Genomic DNA, 12,410 nt, shown 5'->3' with positions numbered 1-12,410 from the left:
GACCCCCCTTCACTCCAACACCGTTCAAGGACATCCGCCCCATGACCAGTTCCGCCCAGCCCACCACCAAGATCGCCATCGTCGGTTACGGCAGCCAGGGCCGCGCGCACGCGCTGAACCTGCGCGAGTCCGGCTTCGACGTCACCATCGGCCTGCGTGCCGGCGGCCCGACCGAAGCCAAGGCGCAGGCCGACGGCTTCGTGGTGAAGAGCCCCGCCGAGGCGGTGAAGGACGCCGACCTGGTCGCGGTGCTGACCCCGGACATGGTGCAGAAGAAGCTGTACGAAGAGGTGCTGGCGCCGAACATGAAGCAGGGCGCGTGCCTGCTGTTCGCGCACGGCCTGAACGTGCATTTCGACATGATCAAGCCGCGCGCCGACCTGGACGTGGTGCTGGTCGCGCCCAAGGGCCCGGGTGCGCTGGTGCGCCGCGAGTACGAGATCGGCCGCGGCGTGCCGTGCATCTGGGCGGTGTACCAGGACAAGAGCGGCAAGGCCGAGCAGTTCGCGCTGGAGTACGCCGCCGGCCTGGGCGGCGCGCGCGCCAACCTGATCAAGACCACCTTCAAGGAAGAGACCGAGACCGACCTGTTCGGCGAGCAGGCCGTGCTGTGCGGCGGCGCCTCGTCGCTGGTGCAGGCCGGCTTCGAAGTGCTGGTGGAAGCCGGTTACCAGCCGGAAATCGCCTACTACGAAGTGCTGCACGAACTGAAGCTGATCGTCGACCTGTTCTACGAAGGCGGCATCACCCGCATGCTCGAGTTCGTCTCCGAGACCGCGCAGTACGGCGACTACGTCAGCGGCCCGCGGGTGATCGATGCGGCGACCAAGGAGCGCATGCGCGACGTGCTGACCGACATCCAGAACGGCACCTTCACCAAGAACTGGGTGGCCGAGTACGACGCCGGCCTGCCGAACTACACGAAGTTCAAGCAGGCCGACCTGGACCACCCCATCGAAACGGTCGGCAAGCAGCTGCGCGCCAAGATGGTGTGGCTCAACGGCGACGCCGCTGCCGCTCCGGCCGCCGGCGGCACCAAGGCCGCGTAACCCGCGGCTCCCCCACCCGCTTCCACCGAAAGGTCGCCACCGTATGAACTCCTCCGCTCACGGCACGCCCCGCAACGGCGCGCGCTGGCTGACGCAGGCCCTGGAAGCCGAAGGCGTGGACACGCTGTTCGGCTATCCGGGCGGCACCATCATGCCGTTCTACGACGCGCTGGTAGACAGCCAGCTCAAGCACATCCTGGTCCGCCACGAGCAGGGCGCGGCGCTGGCCGCCAACGGCTACGCCCGCGCCAGCGGCCGGGTCGGCGTGTGCGTCGCCACGTCCGGCCCGGGCGCGTCCAACCTGGTCACCGGCATCGCCGATGCGATGCTCGACTCGGTGCCGATGATCTGCCTGACCGGACAGGTCGCCACGCCGCTGCTGGGCACCGACGCGTTCCAGGAACTGGACGTGTTCGGGCTGACCCTGCCGATCGTCAAGCACAGCTTCCTGGTGCGACACGTGGACGACCTGCCGCAGGTGCTGCGCGACGCGTTCCGCATCGCCCGCGAAGGGCGGCCGGGGCCGGTACTGATCGACCTGCCCAAGGACGTGCAACTGGCCGATGCCACGCATCTGCCCGCGCACGTGCCGGCGGAAGTGCCGACCCCGCCGGCGCCGCAGGATGCGGTGCTGGCCGAGGCGCTGGCGGCGATCGCCGGCGCCGAAAAGCCGGTGATCTACGGCGGCGGCGGCATCGCCCTGGGCGATGCGGTGGAGGCGTTCCGCCAGTTCGTCGAGGCCACCCGCATCCCCACCGTGCTGACCCTGCGCGGCCTGGGTGCGCTGCCGCACGCGCACCCGCATTACCTGGGCATGCTGGGCATGCACGGCACCCGCGCCGCCAACATGGCAGTGCAGGAGTCGGACCTGCTGATCGTGGTCGGCGCCCGCTTCGACGACCGCGCCACCGGCAAGCTGGCCGAATTCGCGCCGGTCGCGCGGGTCATCCACCTGGACGCCGACGCTTGCGAGATCTCCAAGCTGCGCCAGGCCGACATCGCCGTGCCTGGCGACGTGGCGCAATCGTTGCGCGCGCTGGCCGCGGCGACCAGCACCTGCGAGGCCTGGCACGCCCGCTGCGTCGGCCACCGCGAGAAGTTCGGCGCGCGCTACGACGCGCCCGGGCAGGACATCTACGCGCCCGGCCTGCTGAAGCGGCTGAGCGAACTGGCACCCGCCGACACCGTGATCGCCTGCGACGTCGGCCAGCACCAGATGTGGGTGGCGCAGCACTGCCGCTTCAACCACCCGCGCAATCACCTGACCAGCGGCGCGCTGGGCACCATGGGCTTCGGCCTGCCGGCGGCGATGGGCGCGCAGTTCGCCTGCCCGGACCGCACGGTGGTGCTGGTCAGCGGCGACGGCAGCTTCATGATGAACGTGCAGGAGCTGGTCACCATCGCCCGCTGCAAGCTGCCGGTGAAGATCGTGCTGCTGGACAACAGCTCGCTGGGCATGGTGCGGCAATGGCAGGAACTGTTCTTCGCCGAGCGCTACAGCGAGATCGACCTGTCCGACAACCCGGATTTCGCCGCGCTGGCGCAGGTGTTCGGCATCCCGGCCAAGCGCATCACCGCGCGCGGCCAGGTCGAGGACGCGCTGGCCGAGCTGTTGGCGCAGCCGGGCCCGGCGCTGCTGCACGTGGCCATCGACGCGCGCGCCAACGTGTGGCCGCTGGTGCCGCCGAACACCACCAACAGCACCATGCTGGAAAGCAATCCCGCCGCCCAGCGCCAGGAGACGACACATGCGTTACCAGCTTGACCTGGTGCTGAAACCGATCGACGGCGCCCTGCTGCGCGCGATCGGCATGGCCGAACGCCGTGGCTTCGCGCCGATCTCCATCAGCGGCGCGCCGGTGGCCGAGGACGCCGGCCGCTGGCACCTGCAACTGGTGGTGGACGGCAACCGCCCCGGCGAGACCCTGCGCCTGCAGATGGAGAAGGTCTACGACTGCGAATCGGTGCGCGTGACCGCGCTGGATGGGGTGGTATGAAAAGGTCGGGATTCGGGACCCTGGACCCGGGACCCGTGGCGGTCGCCGCGGGTGTCAGGCGCAGCGCGAAACGCGCGCAAGCGAGGGCTGCACGGAGGTGTCTTCTTCCATGGAGGTCGCTTCTCCGGGAACCCGCTTTTCCCGGGTTCCGGGTCCCGGGTCCCCGGTCCCGGCTCCATGTCTAACATCACCGTCCCGCAGGAGCCGGACGTACCGCACGTCGCCGTCAGCGTCGCCGACGTGCTGGCCGCGCAGGCGCGGTTGCGCCGCTACCTGCCGCCGACGCCGGTGCATTACGCCGAGCGCTTCGGCGTCTGGCTGAAGCTGGAAAACCTGCAGCGCACCGGTTCCTACAAGGTGCGCGGCGCGCTCAATGCGTTGCTGGCCGGGCTGGAACGCGGCGACGAGCGCGCGGTGATCTGCGCCTCCGCCGGCAACCACGCGCAGGGCGTGGCCTGGGCCGCGCACCGCCTGGGCGTGCAGGCCATCACGGTGATGCCGCACGGCGCGCCGCAGACCAAGATCGCCGGCGTCGCGCACTGGGGCGCCACCGTGCGCCAGCACGGCAACAGCTACGACGAGGCCTTCGCCTTCGCCCGCGAACTGGCCGAGCAGAACGGCTACCGGTTCCTGTCCGCCTTCGACGACCCGGACGTGATCGCGGGCCAGGGCACGGTCGGCATCGAGCTGGCCGCGCACGCCCCGGACGTGGTGATCGTGCCGATCGGCGGCGGCGGCCTGGCCTCCGGCGTGGCCCTGGCGCTGCGCTCGCAGGGCGTGCGCGTGGTCGGCGCGCAGGTCGAGGGCGTGGATTCGATGGCGCGGGCGATCCGCGGCGACATCCGCGCCGTGGATCCCGTCCCCACCCTGGCCGACGGCGTCAAGGTTAAAATCCCCGGGTTCATCACCCGCCGGCTGTGCGCCAGCCTGCTCGACGACGTGGTGATCGTGCGCGAGGCGGAACTGCGCGAAACGCTGGTCCGCCTGGCGCTGGAGGAGCACGTCATCGCCGAGGGCGCCGGCGCGCTGGCCCTGGCGGCCGGGCGCCGCGTCGCCGGCAAGCGCAAATGCGCGGTGGTGTCCGGCGGCAACATCGACGCCGGCGTGCTGGCGACGCTGCTGTCGGAGGTGCGCCCGCGCCCGCCGCGCAAGCCGCGCCGCCGCAGCGCAGAGCGACTTCGCAGCCAACGTCCCGCCCCGCCCGCTCCTGCCAGCATCGCGTCGTCCCCGCATCCCCATCCGCAAGCCACCGCCGCCGTAGAGGAACCCATCTGGTGAACACTTCCATTTCTTCCCAGACCCCCCGCATCCGCATTTTCGACACCACCCTGCGCGACGGCGAGCAATCCCCCGGCTGCAGCATGACCCCGCCGCAGAAGCTGGTGATGGCGCGCGCCCTGGCCGAGCTGGGCGTGGACATCATCGAGACCGGCTTCCCGGCCAGTTCGCAGTCCGACCGCGAGGCGATGGCGTTGATCGGCCGCGAGCTGCGCACGCCGACCCTGGCGGTGCTGTCGCGCTGCCTGGCCGCCGACATCGAGACCTCGGCACGGGCACTGGAAGCGGCGGCCAATCCGCGCCTGCACGTGTTCCTGTCGACCGGCCCGCTGCACCGCGAGCACAAGCTGCGGATGAGCCGTGAGCAGGTGCTGGAGTCGGTGCGCAAGCACGTGGCGCTGGCGCGCCAGTACGTGGACGACGTGGAGTTCTCGGCCGAGGACGCCACCCGCACCGAGGAGGATTTCCTGGCCGAGGTCGCCAGCGTGGCGATCGCCGCCGGCGCCACCACCATCAACCTGCCCGACACGGTCGGCTTCACCACCCCGGAAGAGATCCGCGGCATGTTCGCGCGGATCATCGCCAGCGTCCCCGGCGCCGATCGGGTGGTCTTCAGCACCCACTGCCACAACGACCTGGGCCTGGCCGTGGCCAACTCGCTGGCCGCGGTGGAAGGCGGCGCACGGCAGGTGGAATGCACCATCAACGGCATCGGCGAGCGTGCCGGCAACTGCGCGCTGGAAGAGATCGCGATGGCGCTGAAGGTGCGCAACGCGTTCTACGAGCTGGACACCGCGATCCACACCCCGCGCATCGTCGCCACCTCGCAGCTGCTGCAGCGCCTGGTCGGCATGCCGGTACAGCGCAACAAGGCGATCGTCGGCGGCAACGCCTTCGCCCACGAGTCGGGCATCCACCAGCACGGCATGCTGCGCCACCGCGGCACCTACGAGATCATGCGCCCGGAAGACGTGGGCTGGGAGTCCTCGCAGATGGTGCTGGGCCGCCACAGCGGCCGCGCCGCGGTCGAGCAGCGCCTGCGTGCGCTGGGCTATGTGCTGGACGAGGCCGAACTGAACATCGCCTTCGATGCCTTCAAGGCGCTGTGCGAGCAGCAGCGCGTGGTCAACGACGCCGACCTGCAGGCGATGATGCAGGACGCGCCGGAGAGCCAGGGCTACCGGCTGTCGTCGATGACCGTCAGCGACCGCGGCCAGCGCGCCAGCGCGCAGGTCGAGTTGTCCGATCCGGATGGCCAGCGGGTCAGCGAGCGCGCCGAGGGCGACGGCCCGGTGGACGCGCTGTTCGCCGCGCTGTCGGCGGCCACCGGCGTGCAGCTGGTGCTGGACAGCTACCAGGTGCACAGCGTCGGCATCGGCGCCGACGCGCGCGGCGAGGCCAACCTCAGCGTGCGCCATGGCGAGGTCGAGTACGACGGCACCGGCACCAGCCGCGACATCATCGAGGCCAGCGCGCTGGCCTGGCTGGACGTGGCCAACCGCGTGCTGCGGCAGCGCCAGGGCGCGCCGGCCGGCATCGCCGACGCGCTGGCCTGAGCCGCCACCGCACGGTCATCGTCGTGGTGCACGCTCGCCTTCGCCCGTCCTTCCCGCCCAGCTTTCCTGCCAGGTAGTTCCGCAATGTCCGCCACTCCCCGCACCCTGTACGACAAGCTGTGGGACGCGCACGTCGTCGTCCCCGAAAGCGCCGCCGCCCCGGCGGTGCTGTACATCGATCTGCACCTGATCCACGAAGTGACCTCGCCGCAGGCGTTCACCGAGCTCAAGGCGCGCGGCCTGACGCCGCGCCGGCCGGACCGCACCAAGGCGACCATGGACCACTCCACGCCGACCCTGCCGCGCGGCGCCGACGGCAAGCTGCCGTACTACACCCCGGCCTCCGAGGCGCAGGTGGACATGCTCGCGCGCAACTGCGCCGACTACGGCATCGAACTGTTCGACATGGGCTCGGACAACCGCGGCATCGTCCACGTGATCGCGCCGGAACAGGGCTTCACCCAGCCCGGCATGACCATCGTCTGCGGCGACAGCCACACCTCCACGCATGGCGCGTTCGGCGCGCTGGCGTTCGGCATCGGCACCAGCGAGGTCGGCCATGTGCTGGCCACGCAGTGCCTGCTGCAGCGCAAGGCCAAGACCATGGCCATCACCGTCGACGGACCGCTGGCGCCGGGCGTCGGCGCCAAGGACGTGATCCTGCACATCATCGGCGTGATCGGGGTCAACGGCGGCACCGGCCACGTGCTGGAGTACCGCGGTTCCACCATCGCCGCGATGGACATGGAACAGCGCATGACCCTGTGCAACATGTCGATCGAGGCCGGCGCGCGCGCCGGCATGGTCGCGCCGGACCAGGTCACCTTCGACTGGGTCGCCAAGACCCCGCGCGGCCCCAAGGGGGCCGACTTCGAGGCCGCCGTGCAGCGCTGGTCGCAGTTGCAAAGCGATCCCGGCGCGCGCTTCGACGCCGAGGTGCGCATCGACGCGCGCGACATCCGCCCGACCCTGACCTGGGGCACCCACCCCGGCACCGCGATCGCGGTGGACGTGCCGATCCCGGCCGCGCAGGATCCGGCGGCGCAGAAGGGCCTGCACTACATGCACCTGGAAGCCGGACACGCGCTGATCGGCACGCCGGTGGACGTGGTGTTCGTCGGCTCCTGCACCAACGGCCGGCTCAGCGACATGCGCGAGGTGGCGCAGGTGCTGCGCGGCCGCAAGGTGGCGCCGCACGTGCGCATGCTGGTGGTGCCGGGCTCGGAGATCGTCAAGCGCCAGGCCGAGGCCGAGGGCATCCACGAGGTGGTGCGCGCCGCCGGTGCGGAATGGCGCGAATCGGGCTGCTCGATGTGCATCGCCATGAACGGCGACCTGGTGGCGCCGGGACAGCTGGCGGTGAGCACCAGCAACCGCAATTTCGAAGGCCGCCAGGGCCCGGGCTCGCGCACCCTGCTGGCCTCGCCGCTGACCGCGGCCTGGGCCGCGGTGAACGGCCGGGTCAGCGATCCGCGCGCGCTGTTCGCGGAGGTCGCGTGATGGCATCGCACATCGCCGCATTCGCGGCCACGCTGACCTTCGTCGCCACCACCACCCGCGCTTTCGCACACCGCCATCAGCCGCTGCTGCCGCCGCATGTGCCGCCCGCGGCACTGCCGCCAGCGGCCGACGCCGCGGCGCCCGCCCCCGACTCCGTCGCTTCCCAGGAGACCCCGTGATGGCCGGCTTCGCCACCCTCACCTCGCGCAGCGTGGTGCTGCGCCAGACCAACATCGATACCGACCAGATCATCCCGGCACGGTTCCTGTCCACCACCGAACGCGCCGGCCTCGGCCGCCACGCCTTCAACGACTGGCGCTGGCAGGCCGACGGCACGCCGAACCCGGAGTTCGCCTTCAACCAGGCGCACAACGCCGGCCGCCAGATCCTGCTGGCCGGGCGCAACTTCGGCTGCGGCTCCTCGCGCGAGCATGCGCCGTGGGCGCTGACCGACCTGGGCCTGCGCGCCATCGTCAGCAGCGAGATCGCCGACATCTTCCGCAACAACAGCCTCAAGAACGGCCTGCTGCCGATCGTGCTGGCCGAGGACGACGTGCAGACGCTGATGCAGCGCCCGGACGACGAACTGACCATCGACGTGGCCGCACGCGAACTGCGCACCCCCGACGGCCGCGTCTACGCCTTCCCGCTCGATGCGTTCTCGCAGACCTGTCTGCTCGAGGGCGTGGACGAGATGGGCTACCTGTTGCTGCGCCAACCCGACATCGAACGCTACGAGGCCACCCATGCACGCTGACATCGTCGTCCTGCCCGGCGACGGCATCGGTCCGGAAGTCGCCGCCGCCGCGGTCGCGGTGCTGCGCGCCGTGGCCGCGCGCCATGGCCACGACTTCCAGTTCCAGGAACACGACATCGGCGGCATCGCCATCGACCGCCACGGCGAGCCGTTGCCGGCGGCGACGCTGACCGCCTGCCAGCGCGCCGACGCGGTGCTGCTGGGCGCGGTCGGCGGACCCAAGTGGTCCGATCCGAATGCCAAGGTACGCCCCGAGCAGGGCCTGCTGGCGATCCGCCGCGGCCTGGGCCTGTTCGCCAACCTGCGCCCGGTCAAGCCGCACCCGGCGGCGCTGGACGCCTCGCCGATCAAGCCGCACCTGCTGCAGGGCGTGGACATCGTGGTGGTGCGCGAACTGACCGGCGGCATCTACTTCGGCGACAAGACCCGCAGCCCCAGCGACGCCAGCGACCTGTGCCGCTACACCGTCGCGGAGATCGAGCGGGTGCTGCGCAGCGCGTTCCGCCTGGCCCGGCAGCGCCGCAACCACGTGGTCTCGGTGGACAAGGCCAACGTGCTGGAAACCTCGCGGCTGTGGCGCGACGTCGCCGCGCGGATCGGCCGCGACGAATTCCCCGACGTGCGCCTGGAACACCAACTGGTCGATTCGATGGCCATGCACCTGCTGGCCAAGCCGCGCGAGTACGACGTGATCGTCACCGAGAACATGTTCGGCGACATCCTCACCGACGAAGCCTCGATGCTGGCCGGCTCGCTGGGGCTGCTGCCGTCGGCCTCGCTGGGCGAAGGCCGCATCGGCCTGTACGAGCCGATCCACGGCTCGGCGCCGGACATCGCCGGCAAGGGCATCGCCAATCCCTACGCGACCATCCTCAGCGCGGCGTTGCTGCTGCGCCACTCGCTGGGCCTGGAAGCCGAGGCCGTGGCGATCGAGCAGGCCGTGAATGCCGCGCTCGACGCACAGGCGTTCACCGCCGACCTTGCCGCACCGGGCCAGGGCATCTCCACCGAGGCCGCCACCGAGGCGGTGCTGCAGCGCCTGCAGGGCTGATCCGCGCCGGCGCCACTGGCGCCGGCCGCCTCCCGTCCGCCGCGACGATGCGGCGGGTGTGGAGCGCTCCCCTCTCTATCTTCGGTGCGCCTGCGTGGCGCCTGCGTCATCGCCCCTGCGCAGTCCTAGGCCAGCGCGCGGACCATGCGCCGCGCCTGCGCCGCCCCACCGCCCTAGCCGATCACCCGATCGCGGCCTTCGCGCTTGGCCTGATACAGGCGCTTGTCGGCCTGCACCAGCAGGTCGCGGCGGGTGCGCAGGGCCGGCGACAGGCAGGCGAAGCCGATGCTGGCGGTGAAGCGCACCGCGCGTCCGTGGTCGTCGTGCAGCACCAGATCGGCGATGTGCAGGCGCAACGCGTCCAGGCGCGCCTGCGCCGGCTCCTGGTCCAGGCCCGGCAGCACCAGCAGGAACTCCTCGCCGCCATGGCGCGCGGCGAAGGCCTGCTCGCCGAGGCTGGCGCGCAGCGCCTCGCCGACCCGGCGCAGCACCTCATCGCCGATCTCGTGGCCGTAGGCATCGTTGATCTTCTTGAAATGGTCGATGTCCAGCAGCGCCACGCACAGGGGCGTGCGCGTGCTCAGCGCCCGCTCCAGCGCCGCGTTGAGGTAGGGATCGCCGGTGCGCCGATTGGGCAGGCCGGTGAGCGCATCGTGCCCGGCCTGGTAGGCGAGCTTGCGCACCAGGTCCTCGCGCTCGAGGTTGGCCAGCTTCAACGCCAGGTTCTTCGCCTTCAGTTCGTGGGTGCGCTCGGCGATGATGGTGTTGAGCCGGCGCTGGCGGCGCCGGTAACGGCGGCTGCGGCCGCGGTACCACCACAGGAGCAGGCCGGTCGCGCACAGCGCCACCAGCACCACGAACGGCCAGCGTTCCCAGAACGGCGGCACCAGCTGCAGGCGCAGCGAGGCGCTGCCGATGCGCTCGCTGCGCGACCAGTCCAGCGGGCTGGTCATCGCCTGCACGTCCAGGCGGTAGCTGCCCGACGGCAGGTTGGTGTAGACCGCTTCCTCGCTGCTGCCGGCGTCGACCCACTGCCGATCGAATCCCTGCAGGCGGTAGCGGTAGCGCACCTTGTCCGGCGAGCGGAAGCTCAGCCCGGCATAGCCGATCGCGAGGCGGGCAACGCCGCCGTGCAGGCGGTAGTCGCCTTGCAGTGGCTGCGCCACGCCATCCACCTGCACATGGGAGATCACCAGCGGCGGCGCACGCACGTTGCGCCGGCTCGGCAGCGCCGGATCGATCAGCGCCAGCCCGGCCGAGGTCGGGATCAGCAGCACGCCGTCGCGGCTGCGCCAGCCCGCCGGCGCACTGCTGCCGTTGCCCTGCCCGCCCGGCATGCCGTCGCTGCGATCGACCACGTCCACCGCCAGGGTGCTGCGCTGGCCGGCGTCCAGTTCCGCCAGGCGCGCACGCGCGATGCGCAGCACGCCGCGATTGCTGTTCGCCCACAGGTTGCCGTTGCCGTCGTCGAGCAGGCGGAACAGCTTGTCGCGCGGCAGGCCGACGCTGTGGTCGTAGATGCGCCACTGCCCGCCGCGCAGGCGCAGCAGGCCGCGGTCGCTGGCGACCCACAGGGTGCCGTCGGCATCCTCCAGGAAATCGAAGGCGTTCTGCGCCGGGAAGCCGTGGCCGCTCGGCCGCGCCTGCAGCGTGCCGTCCGCGGCGAGCGTGGCGATGCCCTGGTTGGTGCCGATCCACAGCACCCCGGCACGGTCGCGGTACAGCGTCTGCACCTGCCGCCCGGGCAGGCCCTCGGCGGTGCCGTAGGCCCGCGTGCGATCGCCCTTGCGATACAGCAGTCCCTCGTTGCCGCCGATCCACAGGCCGCCGTCGGCATCGGCCAGCAGCGCGCGCACCATGGTCCGCGGCACGCCCGCGGCCACGCCCAGGCGTTGCCGGATGCTGCCGTCGGCCGACAGCAGCAGGACGCCTTGGTCGTAGGTACCGACCCACATGCCGCCGTCGCGGGCGGCGGCCAGCGCCAGCGCAGAGGGATCGCGACCCGGGCGCTCGCTCAGCCGCACCGCGCGGATGCGGCCGTCCTGCCAGCGGTCCAGGCCGGCGGCATGGCCGATCCAGATCGCGCCATCGGCGTTCTGCTGGACCACGCGCACGTAGTCGCTACCGAGCCCGTCCTGGCGGGTCAGGCCGCCGGCATCGCCGTTGGCGACGCGGAACAGGCCATCGGTACTGCCGGCCCATACCAGGCCCTCGTGGTCCTCGATCAGCGCCGGGCTGACCACGCCGGAGATCGACAGCACTTCCTCGCTGGCGCCGTTGGAAGCGCGCCGCAGCAGTTGCCCACTGGACAGACTCATCCACAGCTGGCCCTCGTGGTCCTGCAGCGCGGCATCGACGCGCTGACCGCGCCGCAGCCATTGCAGGCCGCCGTTGGCGCCGAGCCAGAACACGCCCTCGTCGCTGGCGACCAGCAGGCCGCCCTGGCGGTCGGCGGCCAGGCGCCGGATCGACGCGGTGCGCATCGCTGCCCCGCCCCAGCGCTGCGCCTGCGTGCCGTGCGCGGCCATCCGGAACAGCCCCTGCGGCGTGCCCACCAGCACCGCATCGCGGTAGCGCAGCAGGGCAGCGATGCGGGTCTTGCCCAGCCCCGCGGCGGCACCGACGTCGACCAGGCGGCCGTCGGCCTCGATCCGGAACAGGCCGTCCTCGCTGCCGACCCACAGTCCGCCGTCGGCGTCGCGCAGCATCGCCGTGACCCGCAGCCGCTGCGCGCGCGCATCGCCCAGATGCTCCCAACGCCCGGCGGCGTAGCGGAACACGCCGTCGTACGCGGTGCCGACCAGCATGCCGCCGTCGGCGTCGGCGAGCAGCGCGAACACTCCCGACAGCTCCATGCCCGGAGTGTTCTGTCGATCGAAGACGGTGAAGGCGCGGCCATCGAAGCGCGCCACGCCTTCCCAGGTGCCGACCCAGATCATGCCGTCGCGATCCTGCGCCAACGCGTGCACCAGGTTGTGCGGCAGCCCCTCTTCCATGGTCCAGCGCGCGATCACCGGGCGCTCGAGCACGGCGCGCTCGGTCAGCGGCGCGGCCGGTTCGGCGGCGCGCGCGACGACGCTGGCACACCACAGCGCCAGCAACAGGCACAACATCACACCCACGCGGTGACACAGCGCATGCGCGCCGTCGCGACTATCGTGACGCCGATCCCCTTGTTCCATCCCTTTCCGAATCACACCGGCAACGGCGCGCGGTACCCCC

Annotated in this window: 10 protein-coding genes; 9 read left to right on the top strand and 1 reads right to left on the bottom strand. The window is 71.5% G+C overall.

The features are described from left to right. Positions 1 to 41 precede the first annotated feature (41 nt). From ilvC to leuB, 9 genes are all read left to right on the top strand, one after another. On the top strand, positions 42 to 1,049 hold the full coding sequence (gene ilvC, locus NUG21_RS04880; RefSeq protein ID WP_242160521.1) for a ketol-acid reductoisomerase: 1,008 nt from the start codon (positions 42 to 44) through the stop codon (positions 1,047 to 1,049). A gap of 43 nt (positions 1,050 to 1,092) precedes the next feature. Then, positions 1,093 to 2,814 (top strand): acetolactate synthase 2 catalytic subunit, encoded by a 1,722-nt coding sequence (ilvG, locus tag NUG21_RS04875; RefSeq protein ID WP_263392438.1) that lies wholly within the window; start codon positions 1,093 to 1,095, stop codon positions 2,812 to 2,814. Then, the gene (locus tag NUG21_RS04870) at positions 2,798 to 3,046 is read left to right on the top strand and encodes an ACT domain-containing protein (protein WP_017910519.1); all 249 of its coding nucleotides are present in this window, start codon (positions 2,798 to 2,800) and stop codon (positions 3,044 to 3,046) included. Before ilvG ends, NUG21_RS04870 begins: the two co-directional genes overlap by 17 nt. 177 nt (positions 3,047 to 3,223) lie before the next feature. Further along, on the top strand, positions 3,224 to 4,324 hold the full coding sequence (locus NUG21_RS04865) for a threonine dehydratase (RefSeq protein WP_263392437.1): 1,101 nt from the start codon (positions 3,224 to 3,226) through the stop codon (positions 4,322 to 4,324). Then, positions 4,321 to 5,880 (top strand): 2-isopropylmalate synthase, encoded by a 1,560-nt coding sequence (locus tag NUG21_RS04860; RefSeq protein WP_263392436.1) that lies wholly within the window; start codon positions 4,321 to 4,323, stop codon positions 5,878 to 5,880. The genes NUG21_RS04865 and NUG21_RS04860 overlap by 4 nt, the downstream gene beginning before the upstream one ends. Positions 5,881 to 5,964: 84 nt before the next feature. Further along, positions 5,965 to 7,380, top strand: coding sequence for a 3-isopropylmalate dehydratase large subunit (gene leuC / locus NUG21_RS04855; protein WP_160945348.1), 1,416 nt, complete (start codon positions 5,965 to 5,967; stop codon positions 7,378 to 7,380). Beyond that, positions 7,380 to 7,559: a hypothetical protein gene (locus NUG21_RS04850; RefSeq protein ID WP_242082071.1), complete on the top strand. Its 180-nt coding sequence runs from the start codon at positions 7,380 to 7,382 to the stop codon at positions 7,557 to 7,559. The genes leuC and NUG21_RS04850 overlap by 1 nt, the downstream gene beginning before the upstream one ends. Then, complete coding sequence (leuD, locus tag NUG21_RS04845; protein ID WP_242082070.1) at positions 7,559 to 8,137, top strand: 3-isopropylmalate dehydratase small subunit; 579 nt, start codon at positions 7,559 to 7,561, stop codon at positions 8,135 to 8,137. Before NUG21_RS04850 ends, leuD begins: the two co-directional genes overlap by 1 nt. Next, positions 8,127 to 9,188: a 3-isopropylmalate dehydrogenase gene (leuB, locus tag NUG21_RS04840; RefSeq protein WP_263392435.1), complete on the top strand. Its 1,062-nt coding sequence runs from the start codon at positions 8,127 to 8,129 to the stop codon at positions 9,186 to 9,188. Before leuD ends, leuB begins: the two co-directional genes overlap by 11 nt. A 173-nt stretch (positions 9,189 to 9,361) precedes the next feature. On the opposite strand, the gene NUG21_RS04835 is transcribed toward leuB, so the two are convergent. Continuing rightward, positions 9,362 to 12,301 (bottom strand): ligand-binding sensor domain-containing diguanylate cyclase, encoded by a 2,940-nt coding sequence (locus NUG21_RS04835; RefSeq protein WP_263392434.1) that lies wholly within the window; start codon positions 12,299 to 12,301, stop codon positions 9,362 to 9,364. Positions 12,302 to 12,410 lie beyond the last annotated feature (109 nt).

The organism is Xanthomonas sp. CFBP 8445, assembly GCF_025666235.1.
Lineage (GTDB): Bacteria > Pseudomonadota > Gammaproteobacteria > Xanthomonadales > Xanthomonadaceae > Xanthomonas_A > Xanthomonas_A indica.
The sequence above is the reverse complement of the archived record's forward strand: the minus strand, read 5'-3'. Positions and strand labels throughout refer to the sequence as shown.

Bases quoted from the DNA above. Each gene is read 5' to 3' on its own strand.
- ilvC (WP_242160521.1), top strand. From the start codon at position 42: ATGACCAGTTCCGCCCAGCCCACCACCAAGATCGCCATCGTCGGTTAC.
- ilvG (WP_263392438.1), top strand. From the start codon at position 1,093: ATGAACTCCTCCGCTCACGGCACGCCCCGCAACGGCGCGCGCTGGCTG.
- NUG21_RS04870 (WP_017910519.1), top strand. From the start codon at position 2,798: ATGCGTTACCAGCTTGACCTGGTGCTGAAACCGATCGACGGCGCCCTG.
- NUG21_RS04865 (WP_263392437.1), top strand. From the start codon at position 3,224: ATGTCTAACATCACCGTCCCGCAGGAGCCGGACGTACCGCACGTCGCC.
- leuC (WP_160945348.1), top strand. From the start codon at position 5,965: ATGTCCGCCACTCCCCGCACCCTGTACGACAAGCTGTGGGACGCGCAC.
- NUG21_RS04850 (WP_242082071.1), top strand. From the start codon at position 7,380: ATGGCATCGCACATCGCCGCATTCGCGGCCACGCTGACCTTCGTCGCC.
- leuD (WP_242082070.1), top strand. From the start codon at position 7,559: ATGGCCGGCTTCGCCACCCTCACCTCGCGCAGCGTGGTGCTGCGCCAG.
- leuB (WP_263392435.1), top strand. From the start codon at position 8,127: ATGCACGCTGACATCGTCGTCCTGCCCGGCGACGGCATCGGTCCGGAA.
- NUG21_RS04835 (WP_263392434.1), bottom strand. From the start codon at position 12,301: ATGTTGTGCCTGTTGCTGGCGCTGTGGTGTGCCAGCGTCGTCGCGCGC.